The following is a 17,485-nucleotide window of genomic DNA, read 5'->3' as shown; positions in this document are numbered from 1 at the left end:
TTCGCGCCGGCCGTGAAGCTCGCACTGCGGGCCCGTCACGTTCAATGGTGGCTGATGGCGACACCGTGTGGGTCGGGCGCGGCCTCGGGCGTGGGTGCCGACGGCCACGCGCTCGTCAGTTCGGACTCCCGCATCGCGAACGTCACCAGCCGCTGTGCTTCCTGGCTGCTCGAATCGACCGCCAGCGCGTCCCCGGCGCTGTGCTGGACGCATGACCATTGGGCGATATAACCGCAACCTCGCGCCACGCTCAGCAGAGCGTCCCGCTGCTGTTCACGGCTGGCGACCGCTTTGCGCAGGCGCAGCGCGTCGGGGTTATCCGGTTGCGCCGCGATGGCCGCCGCGAGCCGCGTTTTCGTCGCCGACAGATTGTTCCGTTGCAGATTGGCGCGGGCGGCGCGGAGCTGCCTCGCGGCATTCACGCGAGGTTTGGCGGGCTGGTTGCTTGCCTGGCTGCTTATCGGGCCGCTTACCTGGCTGGCCGGGTTGTGCTTCGCGTCGGACGACGCTGTCGCCACCTGATGCGAAGCAGGGGGCGCCGCAGCGGGCGGCGGGATGGGCGGGGACCGCACGGGCGCCAGGCGTCGGGCGGTTAAGACAGGTGTCGGCCGGTTAGCGATGGCAACGGGCGGCGTGACGTTCTGGGTCTTCACTTTCCCGGACACGGCGATAGGGGTGCCGACGACCGAGTCGTTGCTGCGTATGAAGCCCAGGTACACGGCGGATGTCACCATCATCACCGACACCCCAAGCAACACCGGCCGGCGCAGTCGCTGCGAGACGGGTACGGCGACCGGCTGCTCGCGGATGGCATAGTACGGATCCGTTAAGGCTCGCGAGGACGGGCTCCAGATCTTCGGCGCCATGAGCCCGTTTGTACGCATCGGCTGAGAGTCGCTCAGTTGGACATTCAGGCGTGAAGTCGGCGCGGTACGTGTGCCAAGCGAACCGACCGGGCGCGCGTTGCACGCAGGACACGGCGTGAAGCGACCGGCTAGCGGCGCACCGCAGTGCCTGCATCGGAGGGAATCATGCGGTTCGGAAGTAATGTCGCTAAACATTGCCGTTTCGCAAACGGGCGTCGAATGCCGGCGCCACAATCAAAAAGAACAAGGCACCGCAACGAGGCTTGCAAGCGGGGTCACTGTGTGACGACGTAACCCCGTGCCTGCATGCACGCGCCATACGCGGCCCAGTACTGTGTCATTGGCGGTTCGGGTGCGGGCAGCGGCGGCAGCTTCACACTGGAGGCTGCTGCCGTCTGGGCCGCGCTGGCCGCGGCTGTTTCCGAAGCGCCGTGATCTGCCGCGATGGTTGCCGATGCCGGCGTGGCGGCCGTGGTTGCCGGCGTCGAACTCGCCGTCCTGGCGGGCGCGGCGGTCGTCGCCGTGGTCGTTGTTGTGCTCGTGCCGGGCGCGCTTGCGGCAGCGGCGGCTGAAGCCGCGGGCATGCTCGTGCCTGGCGGGGTCGCTGAAAAACTGCTGGTGGGCAACGGTGGCCGCGACGGAGCACCCGTCGACGACGTTTTGGTTGCGACAGGTTTGCGCGGCGGAAGCTGCGATTCGTGCGCGATATTGACCTTGGTCTGCTTGTTGGCCGCGGCGTAACAGAGCGCGGTGTCGACGCTGCGCTGATAAGCGCTTTGACTTCGGACTGGATAGGTGAGCGGCTGCCATGCGAAAGCAGCACTGCTAAACACCCATAGCGTCAATGCCGTATATGTTCTGATTCCCATCGCAGTCGCTCCCGCAGCGATGTTTAGCCGTTCGCCGGCATTCGCGCTTCGCGGTATGTTCTCGTGGCTGCTGATTTTGCCGATTAACGGCGGCTCACTGCCGCGAAGGCTGCTTTCTTCAGCGTAACACCGGGTACTGTCGACGGAAGGCATCGTATAGCGCGCGAAAACGCCATCCTGCAGTCGAATCAAGACACATCGGTGTTGGGAGGCGGCCAACGGTACGAAAGCGTAGGGAAAGCCCTGGCGCTTCTGGCGTCTCTCTCACCGCCGCCGAAACGCATCTGCGGGCGGTTCCATGGCAGCGAGCAGGTAATTCGTATTGGTAAAGCGCTTCATGGCCTCCTGCACCCCTTCTGCCGTGTAGCCAGTGACGTCATGCTCTTTCTTCGCGGCTTTCATCGACGTGATGATGCCTTTGCGCGTCGCAAGCGTTTCGGGCGTCATCCGATTGGCGAGTGCGCGGGCGACCGCTTCCTCCAGCATCGCACGAACCTCGTAAATCTCTTCGGCCTCGCGTCGCGACAGCGCGCGCACTGTGACACCGAGATTTTTCTCAGTCTTCAGCAAACCGGCTTGTTCCAATGCGCGGAATGCCTCGCGCAGTGGCCCGCGAGACACGTTCCAGCGCGTGGAGACTTCGACTACTTTTCTACCCGACGCTCTTTTGACTAGCCCACGTGTGCGAGGGCGCGTGTCGTGCGAACCCGGGGCGGCCGGTCGCGCAGCAGCAGGGGCATCAAACGTCGGTTGGCTGTCTGCGCCGCCCATTCGCAATACGCGGCGCTGCCGAGCACCCAGTCCTCGAGCGTCGACTGCGTCAGGTTATTGAGCTCGCGTTCGTCGAGGGGCTGTGCGCCCAGATCGCGGTAAGCCTGTTGGCGCTCGAACGGCGTATTGCCGAGCGCCCGGTAGAGTGGATGATCCTTGATGAAGCTATCGACACGCAGCCCGATGTGGTGCGTGTAGCTCGACCACGGGTAGTTCCCCGGCTCGACCACAAGGCGGTTGCGCACCGGCGCATGATCGATGAACTGGCTCGCGAGCAGGAAATACCGGTCGGGCTCAATCACGGTCGACCGGTACCCGCCACGCCACACCGTACCGCGGCGTCCATGGCGGCGGTTGAAGGTCTCGACATAGCGACGGCCGACCGCCTGCATCGCCATGGCCACGCTCGACGCGTATGAAGGCGTGACGAGGAACTGTACCGCGTCAGGCATGAGTACCCACGCGTGGACCGCAAGATCGGCGACGCGCGCCGCGTCTGCCAGGCAGGCGAGGAAGTACAGGTAGTCTCCTTCGTCCAGGAATGCGGGCCCTGTGAGCCCCTGCAAGATAACGTGCTGCGGTTGTTCTGGGACGTAGTGCCGTGCAAGCCGTGTCATGCTGAATTAACCGGAAATCCGATGTGAGAAAACGATCCGACAGGTATCGGGCGCGTGACGGTGCGTAACGTGCGTATAGGAGGAAATTCTATCGGTCATGTGCGTGCGTTTGCGTCGCGAACAGGCCATTTTTCTGGCCTCTTTTCGTTGATTTGCCGATCGCAACCAGCATCTGGACCGGTGCGTCGCATAACGGATCATAGACACGTCGTTGTACTGAAACCCGATAGCGGTTGGTGCGCGGCTTTTCGACTGATTTCTTCGGTTGCCACTGTGAGAGGCAGTCGAGTCACACCATGTTTTTTGAATTCCGCAAGCGTGACTGAGGGCGTGACGTGTTAAAGGTTTACCCTGGCGTGAAGGTCGATTGCCAACTTTTCGGGCGGATGCCGCCAAAAAAAGCGGCATATCGTTCTCTACGCGCGACAACGCGGAACAGAAATTTCCATTCTAAGTGATTGTTTTTATGTGAAAAATTCGCCTTGGGCGACGTCCGGATGTAGGTGGCGAGTTCAAACTGAGCGAATCTCGACACCGCAGTCTCCGAACGGTCTTGAATTTGTCACCACCCGTCCATATAATTAGCACTCGCTGCACGAGAGTGCTAACAACATCGCCGGTTGGCTTAGCCAGCCGGGTTTTCTCAGCGTTCTTCAGTCTCAATCAAGAGAGGAGTATGTATGAACCTTCGTCCTTTGCATGATCGCGTGATCGTCAAACGTCTGGATCAAGAAACCAAGACTGCGTCGGGCATCGTGATCCCCGAAGCCGCAGCAGAAAAGCCGGATCAAGGCGAAATTCTGGCAGTTGGCCCGGGCAAGCGTGACGACAAGGGTGCACAAATCGCGCTCGACGTGAAGGTGGGCGACCGCGTCCTGTTCGGCAAGTACGCAGGCCAGACCGTCAAGGTCGACGGCAACGAACTGCTGGTGATGCGCGAAGAAGACATCATGGCCGTGGTGCAGAAGTAAGCGCACGTCGCTACTTCCCCGGTTATATCCCAAGAATTCAAGGAGTTAGAAGATGGCAGCTAAAGACGTCGTATTCGGTGATTCCGCCCGTGCCAAGATGGTTGAAGGCGTGAACATCCTCGCGAACGCTGTGAAGGTCACGCTGGGCCCGAAGGGTCGCAACGTTGTCCTGGAACGCAGCTTCGGCGGCCCGACGGTCACGAAGGATGGTGTTTCGGTCGCGAAAGAGATCGAACTGAAAGACAAGCTCCAGAACATGGGCGCGCAAATGGTCAAGGAAGTCGCTTCCAAGACCAGCGACAACGCAGGCGACGGCACCACGACCGCAACGGTTCTGGCTCAGTCGATCGTCCGCGAAGGCATGAAGTACGTTGCATCGGGCATGAACCCGATGGACCTGAAGCGCGGTATCGACAAGGCTGTGACGGCCGCGATCGAACAACTGCGCAAGATCAGCAAGCCGTGCACGACGAACAAGGAAATCGCTCAGGTTGGCGCGATTTCGGCAAACAGCGATTCGTCGATCGGTGACCGCATCGCTGAAGCGATGGACAAGGTCGGCAAGGAAGGCGTCATCACGGTTGAAGACGGCAAGTCGCTGCAAGACGAGCTGGACGTGGTTGAAGGTATGCAATTCGACCGCGGCTACCTGTCGCCGTACTTCATCAACAACCCGGACAAGCAAGTTGCCGTGCTCGACAACCCGTTCGTGCTGCTGCACGACAAGAAGGTGTCGAACATCCGTGATCTGCTGCCGGTACTGGAACAGGTCGCCAAGGCTGGCCGTCCGCTGCTGATCATCGCAGAAGACGTCGAAGGCGAAGCACTGGCTACGCTGGTTGTGAACAACATCCGCGGCATCCTGAAGACGGTTGCTGTCAAGGCTCCGGGCTTCGGCGATCGTCGTAAGGCCATGCTGGAAGACATCGCGATCCTGACCGGCGGTCAAGTCATCGCTGAAGAAACCGGCCTGACGCTCGAAAAGGCAACGCTGGCCGAACTGGGTCAAGCGAAGCGTATCGAAGTGGGCAAGGAAAACACGACGATCATCGACGGCGCTGGCGAAGGTGCAACGATCGAAGCGCGTGTGAAGCAGGTTCGCACGCAAATCGAAGAAGCAACGTCGGACTACGACCGTGAAAAGCTGCAAGAACGCGTGGCCAAGCTGGCTGGCGGTGTTGCAGTGATCAAGGTCGGCGCTGCGACCGAAGTCGAAATGAAGGAAAAGAAGGCACGTGTCGAAGACGCACTGCACGCAACGCGCGCAGCTGTGGAAGAAGGCATCGTTGCTGGCGGCGGCGTCGCACTGATCCGTGCACGTACGGCAATCGCCGGCCTGAAGGGCGCTAACGCCGATCAGGACGCAGGCATCAAGATCGTGCTGCGCGCGATGGAAGAGCCGCTGCGTCAGATCGTCACGAACGGTGGCGAAGAAGCCAGCGTCGTGGTGGCAGCTGTTGCAGCCGGCACGGGCAACTACGGCTACAACGCAGCAACCGGCGAGTACGTCGACCTGGTTGACGCAGGTGTCGTGGATCCGACGAAGGTGACGCGCACGGCGCTGCAAAACGCAGCATCGGTTGCAGGTCTCCTGCTGACGACCGACGCAGCTGTTTGCGAACTGCCGAAGGAAGACGCTCCGATGGGCGGCGGTATGCCCGGCGGCATGGGCGGCATGGGCATGGACATGTAATTTCGGTTGGGCCTCTCTTGTTAGAGGCTCAGTTGGAAACACATGGGGAAGTGCGCCGCGAGGCGCGCTTCCCAAAAGAAAAAACCCGCAGAAATGCGGGTTTTTTTATGGGCGGTGTTTGGCTGAAGCTAAAACTAAAGCCGACCCGCTTGCTTGCTAGAGCGCCTGCCGCTCATGCGGCAGACGCCTCGCATCAAATCTCAATGCCGTGCTTCACCCGGCGCTGCGTCCTTGCCGGCCGCCGGCGGCGTTTCGTCGTCGCTGCTGCGCGCCCAGAAGAACCGGTCCGGCAAATACGCGCCCATTCCCGGCCGGAACGCATTGCGCATGGCCTGATACAGATACTCTTGCGCCTCGCGCACGGCTTCCGCCGGCTCCTGGCCATTGGCCAGCAAGGCGGCAATCGCGGCGCCGAGCGTATCGGTGATGCCCATGATCCGATGGCTGCCGCGGTCCCACATATCCTGACGCAGCTGGCCGTCTTCGCTGAACAGCGTATTGACGAGCCGGTGCGTGCCGGTTTCCGTCGACAGAATGTATTCGCAGCCTTGCGACAGCAGGTGCGAGATCGCCGCATCCAGGCTCGGAGCTTCGGCGTCGCCGTCCGGCTGGGCGAGGGCGAGCAGGGTGGCCGAATCGGCGACCAGCAAGGTGGTCTGCGGCGCGAGCAGGTCGGCGATCGCTTCGCGCAGTTCGTCGGCGGCGAGCACGTGTTCGTCGTCGAGCGTGAAGTCGGGGGCGAGGATCAGCGGGATGTCGTCGTAATCGGCGACCACCTCGGCAATCGCGCTCACCACTTCCGCGCGTGTGCATGCGCCGACCTTGAACGCGGCGATCGGCATGTCTTCGAGCAGCATCCGAGCCTGGGTCGCGACCACTTCAGGGTCGAGCCCGGTGACTTCGTCGCAGCTTGCCGAGTCGCGCACGGTATAACCCGTGAGCACGGAAACGCCATGGCAGCCCATGCTGGCAAGGGTCAACAGGTCGGCTTGCAGGCCGGAGCCGCCGGTGGGATCGGAAAGGCCGAAGGTGAGGACGATCGGAGGCGTATCGCTGGGCATGAAAATTTACAAAAGGAGCTGATTTTTGGCGCAGAGAGTGCGCAATCGGCTCAATTATGCGGCCTAAACCGTCGCGGGGGCGTTTTTTCGCATTCATCGGCGCCTTGCCGCAAGCAAGCAGCACTCAACCAGCGGATAACCGCAAAGCAAGCGGCGACGCTACGCCACAGGTGCGGAGCAAAGCGACGCAGCTGGCATAGCCGAAGGCCGCCGCACGCTACGATTGCGCGTTTCTGATTGCTAGGCATTGGGGCGGCAACACGGTACCATCATGGCTCCCGTTTCCACGGACTTTACGACGCGACACAAGAATGGAATATCAAAGCTGGATGTGCCTGATTTGCGGCTGGATTTACGACGAAGAAGCCGGTTTGCCGGACGAAGGCATTGCGCCGGGCACCCGCTGGGAGGACGTTCCCATCAACTGGACCTGTCCGGAATGCGGAGCGCGCAAGGAAGACTTCGAAATGGTCCAGATCTGAGAGGTTTGAGGAGCAACCGGCGGTGGCCGGTTAAGCTTCGTGCCGCGAGCCCGCGGCGCGGTGTTTTGCATACGGCGTTGCCGGTCGAACGCGCTTGATGCGCCCGGAAGTCTGCCCCAACGCGTCGACGCGGAACGTCCTTGGTTGTGCCGCGTCGCAGCGGTAGTCTGTCATTGTCCTGTCGCCAGTTCGCACGTTAGCCGATCAGTCTCTCGTGCGGCGCCGAGCGGCGGCCCGTCAGCTTCCTGTCGCCTGCCCATGACTCTTCGAACCGCTGCACCCGATTCCTTCGATGCATTGCCGAATCCGCGCGGCGGCGCTGTCCGTCCCGCGGAGCTTGCACTGGCCGAGGCGCTATTAGCATTCGAGCAGCATCGCGAAAGCGCGGCGGCGCTGCTGCGTGCGTCCCACGCACTGCGCGAGGCCGGCTGGCTGAGCGCGCAGCGCTTCGCGGACGCGCTGCTGCGCCTCTCGCCGTTGGCCGAGGGCGATCCGACCGACGCGACTGGCGCGCGGCCAGTGTTCGGCGCGGCCTTGCGTGATTTCCGCGCGGCGCTGGAGCGCCACAATCTGCGCGAGCTGTCCTGCTCGCCCACCCTGTTTAATCACTATCGCGCGCTCTGTACGCATCTGTCGGAGCACACTCCCGGTTCCACTGTCGCGTTCGAAGATCTCGCGCTGAGCGCGCGCCCGGTGCCACCGGTGTCGCTGCGCCCCCAGTCCGCCGATCAACTGGCTCATTTGCGGGCGCGCTACGAGGGCGCGCTGCTGCCCGTGTTGCGCTCGCAGCCCGATAACAGCGGTGCCGCACTGGCGTTCACGAACGCGGCGCTCGACGAACTCGACGCCGTTTTCACGGAGCTCGCCGGCCCGGACCCCTACGATTTCTGGCGCCTCGCCCAAGCCTGCGCCAAGGCCTTGCGGGTCGGCGGCCGCGCCACTGCGGAAACCGATGCGCGGCGTTTCTATGCACGCTGCAACCTCGTGCTGGCCGATCACACGCGCGGCATCGAGCGCGCGCCGCGCTCGCTGGTGCGCGCGACGCTGGCGCTGTTGTGGCGCGATTACGCCTTGTTCGGCGCTTCGGCGGAAGATGCCGATCAGGTCGACGTGCTCCATGACTTCGGCTTAACGGTCGATTGGCACATCGCGGGCACCCAGGCATCCGAAATGCTTTGGGAAGCGGGCGCCGTGCAGGCGCAGGCGATCAGCGCAACCCGCAGCGCGCTGACGCGCGAACTGGGCGTGTTGACGGTCAATGCGAACGCTTATGAAGATTTCCTGCAGACGGCGGATGCCTCGATTTCCGCGCTGACGGAGCATGCCCGCGCGGCCGATCAGCCCGAGAAAGCCGATCCGAGTGAAGCGCTGCAGGCGGGCGACGCCGCCTATCGGCTCGGCGCCGCCGCATGCGCGCTGGGCCTCGGCCACGTGGCGCTGGTCGCCGATGCGCTGGGGCTTGCCTGGCGCCGTCGCGCGCATGCCGGTGTATCGACGCCGGCGGTGCGCTCGCATGTGATTGTCGGCGCGCCGGCCGCGAGCACGCTCGAGCAGACCGCCGAAGCGTTGCGCGCGATGCTGCACAAAGTGGCTGCGGGCGTCACACCGACTGCCAGCAGCGCCGCGCTGGCTGCATTGACGCGCTCGATTGAGCAGGGCGGCAACTGAGCTTTACGGACAGCAGGTCCTGCGCGCCGGCAAGCGTTCCCAGTCGGCGGGAACGAGGAGCAAGAATGGAACCCGGAGGCACGCAGCGTGCGTGCCGCAAAACACCGCTCACCTGCACCGTGGCCAAGGCCTGCGTGCGTGATAGAGTGGAACTTGATTCGCCGTCGATGGCTCGCGGCGCACTTCATCGCGCACATCGCGGTCCCGCGCTCAACGTCCGCCATCCTGCATCGTCTTTGCTAAAATCCGAACTATGTCCAAGAGTACCGATCGCATCAATCTGACCAACCAGTTCCTGATCGCCATGCCGAACATGGCCGATCCCACGTTTTCAGGAACGGTGGTCTACCTTTGCGATCACAGTGAGCGCGGCGCGCTCGGCCTCGTGATCAACCGGCCGACCGATATCGACCTGCAAGCGCTCTTCAGTCGCATCGATCTCAAACTCGAGATCGAACCCCTTCTTCATGTACCCGTCTATTTCGGCGGTCCGGTGCAAACCGAACGCGGCTTCGTGCTGCACGATCCGAAAGACGGCAATGCTTATACGTCGTCCATGTCGGTGCCGGGCGGGCTCGAAATGACCACCTCGAAAGACGTGCTCGAAGCCGTCGCGAGCGGTACGGGTCCGGAGCGCTTCCTGCTTACGCTCGGCCACGCCGGCTGGGGCGCGGGTCAGCTCGAAGAAGAGATTTCGAAGAACGGCTGGCTCACGGTCGAAGCCGACCCGAAAATCGTCTTCGACGTGCCCGCGGAAGAGCGTCTCGAAGCGGCGCTCGCGCTGCTCGGCATTTCGCTGTCCATGCTGTCGGGCGAAGCAGGTCACGCATGAGCCTGCCGGCCGGACGTGAAGCGACGCTGCTTGCGTTCGACTATGGTGAAAAACGGATCGGCGTGGCGGTGGGCAATTCGCTCACCCGCAGCGCGCGGCCGCTCGTCATCGTGCAGAACCGCAGCCGCGAGTATCGCTTCGAGGCGGTCGGCAAGCTGATCGCCGAGTGGAAGCCGGACGCGCTGGTGGTCGGCTTGCCAATGCACCCGGACGGCACGCCGCATGAAATGACCCAACTCGCGAAGCGCTTCGGCAATCAGCTGAACGGCCGCTTCAATCTGCCGGTCACGTGGATCGACGAGCGCTATTCGTCGGTTGAAGCGAAGGCGGAAATCCGCGCCGGCAACGGCCGCGCCGACATGCTCGACGCCGAAGCCGCCCGCGTCATCCTCCAGCAATATCTAGACGGACTGTCCGACGATCATGAGTTCCATTGACGCCGAAGCGCTTTATCGCGCTCTGCTCGACCAGATTCGCGCGGTTTATGGTGACAGGCTCGGCGCCGGCCAGGACGAAGCCGAGGGCGCCGTGCTGGCAGGTATCTACAGCGGCGGCGCGTGGCTCGCGGAGCGCCTCGCACGCGACCTGAATGTGTCGAGCTTCGGCGTGGTGAATGTCGCGCTGCATCGCGACGACTATGCGAAAAAAGGCCTGCACTCGCAGGCGAGTCCGACCTCGCTGCCGTTCTCCGTGGACAACCGCCGCATCGTGCTGGTGGACGACGTGCTGTACACCGGCCGCACGATTCGCGCGGCGTTGAACGAGCTGTACGACTACGGCCGCCCGGCATCGGTCGAACTGGCGGTGCTGGCCGATCGCGGCGGACGCGAACTGCCGGTGGCGGCGCGGTTTGTCGGCGGCGTGGTTCAGGTGCCCGCCGACGCGACGCTCGTGCTGGCCCGCGAAGCGCGCGGCGCAGAGGGCAATCAGCGTTTCACCTTTCACACCGAAGCCCGCGTCGATTGAACGCAGCCGGGTGCATTGAGCAAGAAGCAGGTACACCATGAACACCGCCAACCAGGCGCCCAAGGATTCAGCCGATAGCGCCACCGAGCGCTTCCGTTATGGCTTCCTGAAGGGCAATCCGCAGCTCACGAAAAACGGCGAGCTCAAACATCTGTTGTCGATCGAAGGTTTGCCGAAGGCGATCGTCAATCACATTCTCAATACCGCCGATCAGTTTGTCAGCGTGACCGATCGCGAAGTGAAGAAGGTGCCGCTGCTGCGCGGCAAGTCGGTGTTCAACCTGTTCTTCGAGAACTCGACGCGCACTCGCACCACCTTCGAGATCGCCGCGACGCGTCTTTCGGCGGACGTGCTGAATCTGAACATCAATGCGTCCTCGACAAGCAAAGGCGAGTCGCTGCTCGACACGATCAACAACCTCTCGGCGATGCATGCCGATATGTTCGTCGTGCGCCATGCATCGAGCGGCGCGCCGTACCTGATCGCGCAGCATTGTGCGCCGCACGTGCATGTGATCAATGCCGGCGACGGGCGTCATGCACACCCGACGCAGGGTCTGCTCGACATGTACACGATCCGCCACTACAAGAAGGATTTCACGAACCTGCGCGTGGCGATCGTCGGCGACATTCTGCATTCGCGGGTGGCGCGTTCGGACATTCATGCGCTGACCACGCTCGGCGTGCCGGAAGTGCGCGCGATCGGTCCGCGCACGCTGCTGCCGGGCGGCCTCGAACAGATGGGCGTGCGCGTGTTCCACAACCTGGACGAGGGGCTGAAGGACGTGGACGTGATCATCATGCTGCGTCTGCAAAACGAGCGGATGAGCGGCGCGTTGCTGCCGTCGGCGCAGGAGTACTTCAAGAGTTGGGGCTTGACGCCGGAGCGTCTTGCGCTCGCCCAACCCGACGCGATCGTGATGCATCCGGGTCCGATGAATCGCGGCGTCGAAATCGATTCGCAGGTGGCCGATGGTCCGCAATCGGTGATTCTGAACCAGGTGACGTTCGGGATCGCGGTGCGCATGGCGGTGATGGGGATCGTCGCGGGCAATCACGGCTAAATACAAGGCAGCACATGAAGATTCATATTCAAGGCGGCACGCTGATCGACCCGGCAGCGGGCACCGAACAGCAGCAGGACATTTTTATCGCGGCGGGCAAGATCGTCGCCATCGGCAACGCGCCCGCCGATTTCGACGCGGAGAGGACGATCGACGCCAAGGGTTTGTCGATCGTGCCGGGTCTGGTCGACCTGTCCGCGCGTTTGCGCGAGCCGGGCTACGAACACAAGGCCACGCTCGAATCCGAAATGGCCGCGGCGCTCGCGGGCGGTGTGACGAGTCTCGTGTGTCCGCCGGACACCGATCCGACGCTCGATGAACCGGGCCTCGTCGAGATGCTCAAGTTCCGCGCGCGCAATCTGAACCAGGCGCACGTGTATCCGCTCGGCGCGTTGACCGTCGGTCTGAAAGGGCAGGTCATCACCGAGATGGTCGAGCTGACGGAAGCGGGCTGTATCGGCTTTTCGCAGGCCGACGTGCCGGTGGTCGACACGCAGGTGCTCATGCGTGCGTTGCAGTACGCGAATACTTACGGCTATACCGTGTGGCTGCGTCCGGTGGATGCGTATCTCGGCAAAGGCGGCGTGGCCGCGAGCGGCGCGCTGGCATCGCGGCTCGGGCTGTCGGGCGTGCCGGTGTCGGCCGAAACGATCGCGCTGCACACGATCTTCGAACTGGTTCGCGTGACCGGGACGCGGGTGCATCTGTCGCATGTGTCGTCGGCGGCGGGCATCGCGTTGATGCGTGCGGCGAAGGCCGAAGGTTTGCCGGTTTCATGCGACGTCACGGTGAACCATGTGCACCTGATCGACCTCGACATCGGCTACTTCGACGCGCAGTTCCGGCTCGACCCGCCGCTGCGGCAACAGCGCGATCGCGAAGCGATCCGCGCGGGCCTCGTCGACGGTACGATCGACGCGATCTGCTCCGACCATACGCCGGTCGATGACGACGAGAAGCTGCTGCCGTTCGCCGAAGCCACGCCGGGCGCGACGGGCCTCGAGCTGTTCCTGTCGCTGACGGTGAAATGGGCCGATGAAGCGGGCGTGCCGTTGGCCAAGGCGCTGAACCGCATCACCACCGCACCGGCCGAGGTGCTGAAACTGGATGGCGCCGGACGCGTCGCCGTGGGCGCCGTCGCCGATCTCTGTGTGTTCGACCGCAACGCCTATTGGCGCGTCGAGCCGCGTGCATTGAGGAGCCAGGGACACAACACGCCGTTCCTCGGCTACGAATTGCCCGCGCGCGTGCGGGCGACCATCGTGTCCGGTCACGTTGCGTTCGAACAGCGTTAATATTCGCGGCATTGCCCAGTTACGGAAAGCTCCGACAATGAAGCTCGCGTTACGCAAGGCCCGTCTCATCGCGCATCTGTTGCACGGCATGTGGATTGTCGCAACGCGCTTTCCTAAAGCCGATGCCGATGGGCGGCACACGCTCAACCGCGAATGGTCGCTGAAAATGCTGCAGTTGTGCGGCATGCAGCTGGTCGTACATAACGACAGCGCGCGGCTCGACCGCGGCGCGCTGGTGGTCGCCAATCACATCTCGTGGATCGACATCTACGTGATCAATGCGTGGCGGCCGACGCCGTTTGTCTCGAAGGCTGAGATCCGGCAGTGGCCGGTGATCGGCTGGCTTGCGCAGCAACTGGATACGGTGTTTATCCAGCGCGAGAAGCGCAGCGACGCAAAGCGGATCATGCATGAACTGTCCGACCGCCTGAGCGCGGGCGAGCTGATGTGCGTGTTTCCGGAGGGCACGACGACGAATGGTCTGGCGCTGTTGCCGTTCCACGCGAATATGTTCCAGGCGGCGGTGTCGGCCTCGGCGGCGGTGCAGCCGCTGTGCATCATGTATGAAGATACGCACGGTCGACAATCCACCGCGCCTGCTTATATCGACGACCTGACGCTGGCCGATTCACTGAATCTGCTTCTGCGCGGCGGTCCGTTGACCGCGCATGTGTATGTCGGCGCGCCGCTCGCGCCGGGCGCTGACCGGCGCACGCTGGCAGCGGAGGCCGAAGGCGTGATTGCGGCGGCGTTGCGGGAGATGCAGCGCGGCATGGTGAGGTCCGGTGCAGCGGCTGCGGAGCCAATTGCACCGCACAACGCCGCGGATGCCTCGCCGGCGCTGGTCGAACCGGTTGATCAAGGCCGTTCGGCTTAACGGGGCAGCTTAATTACCGCCGCCAGGCTCGCGGCAAGTCTCGCAGTCGACCTGCGTCAGCGTGCGTTCAGCGGGATTTTGCGCAAGACGCACGGCGGAGAGCTTCTCGCCCCATACGCAGCCCGAATCCAAGCCGATCAGGTTGTCGCGCAAGGTCAAGCCAAGCGCGGCCCAATGGCCGAAGACCACGGTGATATCCGCGGTCTTGCGCGACGGCACGTCAAACCACGGCATGCTGCCCGGCGGCGCGGAATTCAGGCCGCCGCTGCTGCTGAAATCCATCGCACCTGTGGCGTTGCAGAAGCGGATCCGCGTCAACGCGCTGCACGTCAGGCGCAGCCGCTCGATCCCCTTGATGCCGGGTGTCCAGCGATTCGGCTCGTTGCCGTAGAGTCCCGCCAGCGTTTCCTTCCAGTCCGGTGCGCGCAGCGCCCTTTGCAATTCCTCGGCGAGTTCCATGGTCAGGGCGGCGTCCCATTGCGGCAATATGCCGGCATGCACCATCAGCATGCCGTTGTCGAAATGCGCGAGCGGACGGTGGCGGATCCATTCGAGCAGGTCGGCGGCATCCGGCGCGGCGAGAATGTCGTCGATCGTGTCGCCTTTTTTCGACTTGCGAATTCCCGCCGACACCGACAGCAGATGCAGATCGTGGTTGCCCAGCACCGGCACCGCCCGATCCCCCAGCGCGATGATGTCGCGCAGCGTGGCGAGCGATTCGGACCCGCGGTTGATCAGGTCGCCCGCGAACCATAGGGGCGTGTCGGCGGCCGGCGCGACCTTGGCCAGCAACTGCTGGAACGACGTGCGGCAGCCCTGCAGGTCGCCGAAGGCAAGCGGTAGCGGGTGCGGCTGGGAACGGTCGGAGGGGGCGGTGGAGGGTGTCATCGGGAGTCGGAGCGGTTTGATACACGCGGTGACGCACGAGTCGTGCCGCGCGTTGGGCGGTGCAGCAGGCTAGCGTGACATAATAGCCCGTTTGAAGCACGGATATCGGGCCTTGCGCCGTCAGGCAACGCTAGTAACCGGCGCTACTAAAGCGGCGCGCGATATTGCAGCACAACAGGATGACTCTCGTGAACGGAGAAAGCATGCCGTCTTCTCATGCGAAGCAACCTATCCGCACGCTTGTCACCGGGGCGAGTGGTTTCACTGGCCGCTATCTGGTCGATAACCTGCTGGGCAGCGGCCACACCGTGATCGAAACGGTGGCCGGGCGCAACGAGCCTGAAACGCCGACGCGGCTCAGGCTCGACATTACGTCGCCCGATGCATGCCGGCGCGTGATCGAAACCGCGCGGCCTGATTACATCGTGCATCTGGCCGCGATCAGCTTTGTGGGCCATCACGATCCGCTCGACTTTTACCGCGTCAACGTGATCGGCACGCTGAACCTGCTGGAGGCCTGTGCGGCCGTCGGTCATACGCCCCGCAAGCTGTTGGTCGCGAGCAGCGCGAATGTTTACGGCAACGTAACTAGCGACGCCATCGACGAGAGTTTTCCGGTCACGCCTGTGAACCACTATGCCGCGAGCAAGGCGGCGATGGAAACGATGGTGCGGACGTGGTTCGACCGGCTGCCGATCCTGATCGTGCGGCCTTTCAATTACACGGGCCGGGGACAGATGTCGAACTTTCTGGTGCCGAAGATCGTCGAGCATTTCGCGCAGCGGGAATCTGCGATCGAGTTGGGCAATATCGATGGGGCGCGGGATTTTTCCGACGTGAGGTATGTGGCGAGTGCTTATCAGGCGTTGCTGGAGTCGGAGGCTGCTGCCTCGGAGACGGTTAATGTCTGTACTGGCACGCCTTATACGCTTCGGGACATTCTCTCGGCGGCGAGCGATTTGACGGGGCATGAACTCGATATACGCGTCAATCCGGCGTTCGTGCGGCAAAGTGACGTGAAGATGCTGGCGGGGTCGCCGGCTAAGTTGCGCTCGTTGGCGCCGAGAGTTGAGGCGATTCCGTTTATGGATACGCTGCGGTGGATGTTGGCGGCTTGATTGGCGTAACTGGTGGTAGCTGTGGCCATCTGCTGTTATTTTGCGAGATAGACCCGCTCCCCCGGCGCCACAACGTGGCTACCTGCCTAAGTGGGCGGCCGGTTCAGCCTCCTTGCGCCGTTGCCCTCTGGAGGCGGCGCTCGCCGTCAAACTACCCCCTCGGTAGGGAACGGAAACCAAACTTGTCAAGCTGTTTCAAGTTGTTAGGGTTCTAGTTTTTGCCCCGCGCGGCTTTATAATCAGCGTTTTATAAGATTGGCGTTTGAGCGCCTGCCCGCTGTGCGAGGGGCTGAGCCGGGCGTCGACAAAATTCGGACTCCACCACGCGGGGTGCGTAGATCGGTGAACCGATTCCGATCTGCCGCCAACATCTAGAAGGGAATTTCATGATCCTGGTAACGGGCGGTGCCGGCTTTATCGGCGCCAATTTCGTGCTCGACTGGCTCGATGCGTCGGACGAAGCGGTGCTGAATGTAGACAAACTGACCTACGCCGGCAATCTGGGTACGCTAAAGTCGCAGCAGGCCAATCCCCGGCATGTGTTCGTGCGAGCCGATATCTGCGATCGTGCCGCGCTCGACGCGCTCTTCGACGAGCACAAGCCGCGTGCCGTGCTGCACTTTGCAGCTGAAAGCCACGTGGATCGTTCGATCCATGGTCCGGCTGATTTCGTGCAGACCAACGTGGTCGGCACCTTCACGTTGCTCGAAGCCACCCGTAGCTACTGGAATACGCTCGGCGAGGCCGACAAGGTCGCGTTCCGTTTCCTGCACGTCTCGACCGACGAAGTGTTCGGCTCGCTCTCCGCTACCGATCCGCAATTCTCCGAAACCACGCCGTACGCGCCGAATAGCCCCTATTCGGCAACCAAGGCTGGTTCTGACCATCTGGTGCGCGCCTACCATCACACGTATGGCCTGCCGGTGCTCACCACGAACTGCTCGAACAACTACGGTCCGTACCAGTTCCCCGAGAAGCTGATTCCGCTGATGATCGCCAATGCGCTCGGCGGCAAGGCGCTGCCGGTTTATGGCGACGGTCAGAACGTGCGCGATTGGTTGTATGTCGGCGACCATTGCAGCGCGATCCGCGAAGTACTCGCGCGCGGTACGCCGGGTGAGACGTACAACATCGGTGGCTGGAACGAAAAGAAGAACCTCGACGTCGTGCACACGCTGTGCGACCTGCTCGATCAATTGCGTCCGAAAGCGGGTGCCTCGTACCGCGACCAGATCACGTATGTGAAGGATCGTCCCGGTCACGACCGCCGTTATGCGATCGACGCCCGTAAGCTTGAGCGCGAGCTCGGCTGGAAGCCGGCACAGACGTTCGAAACAGGTCTCGAGAGGACCGTTCAGTGGTATCTGGACAATCAGGCGTGGTCTGACGAAGTCGCTTCGGGCGAGTATCGGAAGTGGGTTGAGACCAACTACGCGCAGCGCGCGTAA

17 protein-coding genes and 1 pseudogene are annotated in these 17,485 nt (G+C 62.9%); 12 read left to right on the top strand and 6 right to left on the bottom strand.

The genetic code is table 11. The annotated features are described in order from the left end of the window. Positions 1 to 41 precede the first annotated feature (41 nt). The 4 genes and pseudogenes from ACAX43_RS11065 to ACAX43_RS11050 form a co-directional block, all read right to left on the bottom strand. Positions 42 to 866, bottom strand: a complete 825-nt coding sequence (locus tag ACAX43_RS11065; protein ID WP_370708439.1) for a hypothetical protein — start codon at positions 864 to 866, stop codon at positions 42 to 44. A gap of 275 nt (positions 867 to 1,141) precedes the next feature. Then, positions 1,142 to 1,735 (bottom strand): hypothetical protein, encoded by a 594-nt coding sequence (locus tag ACAX43_RS11060; RefSeq protein WP_370708438.1) that lies wholly within the window; start codon positions 1,733 to 1,735, stop codon positions 1,142 to 1,144. A gap of 345 nt (positions 1,736 to 2,080) precedes the next feature. Then, positions 2,081 to 2,398 (bottom strand): annotated as a pseudogene (locus tag ACAX43_RS11055) (FCD domain-containing protein); the annotation flags it as partial. Positions 2,399 to 2,406: 8 nt separating this feature from the next. Then, positions 2,407 to 3,123 (bottom strand): transposase, encoded by a 717-nt coding sequence (locus tag ACAX43_RS11050; RefSeq protein ID WP_370708437.1) that lies wholly within the window; start codon positions 3,121 to 3,123, stop codon positions 2,407 to 2,409. 680 nt (positions 3,124 to 3,803) lie between these two features. On the opposite strand from ACAX43_RS11050, the gene groES reads away from it, so the two are divergent. Together groES and groL are read left to right on the top strand one after the other, a co-directional pair. After that, positions 3,804 to 4,094, top strand: coding sequence for a co-chaperone GroES (gene groES, locus ACAX43_RS11045; RefSeq protein ID WP_007178996.1), 291 nt, complete (start codon positions 3,804 to 3,806; stop codon positions 4,092 to 4,094). A 52-nt stretch (positions 4,095 to 4,146) separates the two neighbouring features. Beyond that, positions 4,147 to 5,787 (top strand): chaperonin GroEL, encoded by a 1,641-nt coding sequence (groL, locus tag ACAX43_RS11040; protein ID WP_370708436.1) that lies wholly within the window; start codon positions 4,147 to 4,149, stop codon positions 5,785 to 5,787. A 200-nt stretch (positions 5,788 to 5,987) separates the two neighbouring features. Here groL and ACAX43_RS11035 read toward each other — a convergent pair whose 3' ends face one another. Next, on the bottom strand, positions 5,988 to 6,848 hold the full coding sequence (locus tag ACAX43_RS11035) for a hydroxymethylpyrimidine/phosphomethylpyrimidine kinase (RefSeq protein WP_370708435.1): 861 nt from the start codon (positions 6,846 to 6,848) through the stop codon (positions 5,988 to 5,990). Between the two features lie 311 nt (positions 6,849 to 7,159). Here ACAX43_RS11035 and ACAX43_RS11030 point away from each other — a divergent pair, with 311 nt between their 5' ends. From ACAX43_RS11030 to ACAX43_RS10995, 8 genes are all read left to right on the top strand, one after another. Further along, positions 7,160 to 7,330, top strand: a complete 171-nt coding sequence (locus ACAX43_RS11030; RefSeq protein ID WP_006047743.1) for a rubredoxin — start codon at positions 7,160 to 7,162, stop codon at positions 7,328 to 7,330. Between the two features lie 258 nt (positions 7,331 to 7,588). Continuing rightward, positions 7,589 to 8,998 carry a hypothetical protein gene (locus tag ACAX43_RS11025; RefSeq protein WP_370708434.1) on the top strand — a complete coding sequence of 470 codons (1,410 nt, stop codon included), beginning with the start codon at positions 7,589 to 7,591 and terminating at the stop codon, positions 8,996 to 8,998. A 253-nt stretch (positions 8,999 to 9,251) separates the two neighbouring features. Next, a complete protein-coding gene (locus tag ACAX43_RS11020; protein ID WP_370708433.1) occupies positions 9,252 to 9,830 on the top strand; it encodes a YqgE/AlgH family protein in 579 nt (192 codons plus the stop codon). After that, positions 9,827 to 10,267, top strand: coding sequence for a Holliday junction resolvase RuvX (ruvX, locus tag ACAX43_RS11015; RefSeq protein WP_370708432.1), 441 nt, complete (start codon positions 9,827 to 9,829; stop codon positions 10,265 to 10,267). Before ACAX43_RS11020 ends, ruvX begins: the two co-directional genes overlap by 4 nt. Continuing rightward, entirely contained in the window at positions 10,254 to 10,796 is a 543-nt protein-coding gene (gene pyrR, locus ACAX43_RS11010; RefSeq protein ID WP_370708431.1) for a bifunctional pyr operon transcriptional regulator/uracil phosphoribosyltransferase PyrR, read from the top strand. Before ruvX ends, pyrR begins: the two co-directional genes overlap by 14 nt. A gap of 37 nt (positions 10,797 to 10,833) precedes the next feature. Next, positions 10,834 to 11,859: an aspartate carbamoyltransferase catalytic subunit gene (locus tag ACAX43_RS11005; RefSeq protein WP_370708430.1), complete on the top strand. Its 1,026-nt coding sequence runs from the start codon at positions 10,834 to 10,836 to the stop codon at positions 11,857 to 11,859. 14 nt (positions 11,860 to 11,873) lie between these two features. Then, a complete protein-coding gene (locus ACAX43_RS11000) occupies positions 11,874 to 13,154 on the top strand; it encodes a dihydroorotase (protein WP_370708429.1) in 1,281 nt (426 codons plus the stop codon). Positions 13,155 to 13,191: 37 nt separating this feature from the next. Continuing rightward, a complete protein-coding gene (locus ACAX43_RS10995) occupies positions 13,192 to 14,031 on the top strand; it encodes a lysophospholipid acyltransferase family protein (RefSeq protein WP_370708428.1) in 840 nt (279 codons plus the stop codon). 9 nt (positions 14,032 to 14,040) lie between these two features. Here ACAX43_RS10995 and ACAX43_RS10990 read toward each other — a convergent pair whose 3' ends face one another. Next, a complete protein-coding gene (locus ACAX43_RS10990) occupies positions 14,041 to 14,919 on the bottom strand; it encodes a symmetrical bis(5'-nucleosyl)-tetraphosphatase (RefSeq protein ID WP_370708427.1) in 879 nt (292 codons plus the stop codon). A 203-nt stretch (positions 14,920 to 15,122) separates the two neighbouring features. Here ACAX43_RS10990 and ACAX43_RS10985 point away from each other — a divergent pair, with 203 nt between their 5' ends. Both ACAX43_RS10985 and rfbB read left to right on the top strand, forming a co-directional pair. Further along, on the top strand, positions 15,123 to 16,037 hold the full coding sequence (locus tag ACAX43_RS10985; protein WP_370708426.1) for a GDP-mannose 4,6-dehydratase: 915 nt from the start codon (positions 15,123 to 15,125) through the stop codon (positions 16,035 to 16,037). Positions 16,038 to 16,423: 386 nt separating this feature from the next. Continuing rightward, the gene (gene rfbB / locus ACAX43_RS10980) at positions 16,424 to 17,485 is read left to right on the top strand and encodes a dTDP-glucose 4,6-dehydratase (RefSeq protein ID WP_370708425.1); all 1,062 of its coding nucleotides are present in this window, start codon (positions 16,424 to 16,426) and stop codon (positions 17,483 to 17,485) included.

Source organism: Paraburkholderia sp. IW21 (assembly GCF_041321145.1).
Lineage (GTDB): Bacteria > Pseudomonadota > Gammaproteobacteria > Burkholderiales > Burkholderiaceae > Paraburkholderia.
The sequence above is the reverse complement of the archived record's forward strand: the minus strand, read 5'-3'. Positions and strand labels throughout refer to the sequence as shown.

What these genes read in the sequence shown, in the direction of transcription:
- rfbB (WP_370708425.1), top strand. Translation starts at nt 16,424, where the DNA reads ATGATCCTGGTAACGGGCGGTGCCGGCTTTATCGGCGCCAATTTCGTG.
- ACAX43_RS11060 (WP_370708438.1), bottom strand. Translation starts at nt 1,735, where the DNA reads ATGGGAATCAGAACATATACGGCATTGACGCTATGGGTGTTTAGCAGT.
- ruvX (WP_370708432.1), top strand. Translation starts at nt 9,827, where the DNA reads ATGAGCCTGCCGGCCGGACGTGAAGCGACGCTGCTTGCGTTCGACTAT.
- ACAX43_RS11050 (WP_370708437.1), bottom strand. Translation starts at nt 3,123, where the DNA reads ATGACACGGCTTGCACGGCACTACGTCCCAGAACAACCGCAGCACGTT.
- groL (WP_370708436.1), top strand. Translation starts at nt 4,147, where the DNA reads ATGGCAGCTAAAGACGTCGTATTCGGTGATTCCGCCCGTGCCAAGATG.
- ACAX43_RS11000 (WP_370708429.1), top strand. Translation starts at nt 11,874, where the DNA reads ATGAAGATTCATATTCAAGGCGGCACGCTGATCGACCCGGCAGCGGGC.
- groES (WP_007178996.1), top strand. Translation starts at nt 3,804, where the DNA reads ATGAACCTTCGTCCTTTGCATGATCGCGTGATCGTCAAACGTCTGGAT.
- ACAX43_RS11005 (WP_370708430.1), top strand. Translation starts at nt 10,834, where the DNA reads ATGAACACCGCCAACCAGGCGCCCAAGGATTCAGCCGATAGCGCCACC.
- ACAX43_RS11035 (WP_370708435.1), bottom strand. Translation starts at nt 6,848, where the DNA reads ATGCCCAGCGATACGCCTCCGATCGTCCTCACCTTCGGCCTTTCCGAT.
- ACAX43_RS11065 (WP_370708439.1), bottom strand. Translation starts at nt 866, where the DNA reads ATGGCGCCGAAGATCTGGAGCCCGTCCTCGCGAGCCTTAACGGATCCG.
- ACAX43_RS10990 (WP_370708427.1), bottom strand. Translation starts at nt 14,919, where the DNA reads ATGACACCCTCCACCGCCCCCTCCGACCGTTCCCAGCCGCACCCGCTA.
- ACAX43_RS10985 (WP_370708426.1), top strand. Translation starts at nt 15,123, where the DNA reads ATGCCGTCTTCTCATGCGAAGCAACCTATCCGCACGCTTGTCACCGGG.
- pyrR (WP_370708431.1), top strand. Translation starts at nt 10,254, where the DNA reads ATGAGTTCCATTGACGCCGAAGCGCTTTATCGCGCTCTGCTCGACCAG.
- ACAX43_RS11020 (WP_370708433.1), top strand. Translation starts at nt 9,252, where the DNA reads ATGTCCAAGAGTACCGATCGCATCAATCTGACCAACCAGTTCCTGATC.
- ACAX43_RS11025 (WP_370708434.1), top strand. Translation starts at nt 7,589, where the DNA reads ATGACTCTTCGAACCGCTGCACCCGATTCCTTCGATGCATTGCCGAAT.
- ACAX43_RS11030 (WP_006047743.1), top strand. Translation starts at nt 7,160, where the DNA reads ATGGAATATCAAAGCTGGATGTGCCTGATTTGCGGCTGGATTTACGAC.
- ACAX43_RS10995 (WP_370708428.1), top strand. Translation starts at nt 13,192, where the DNA reads ATGAAGCTCGCGTTACGCAAGGCCCGTCTCATCGCGCATCTGTTGCAC.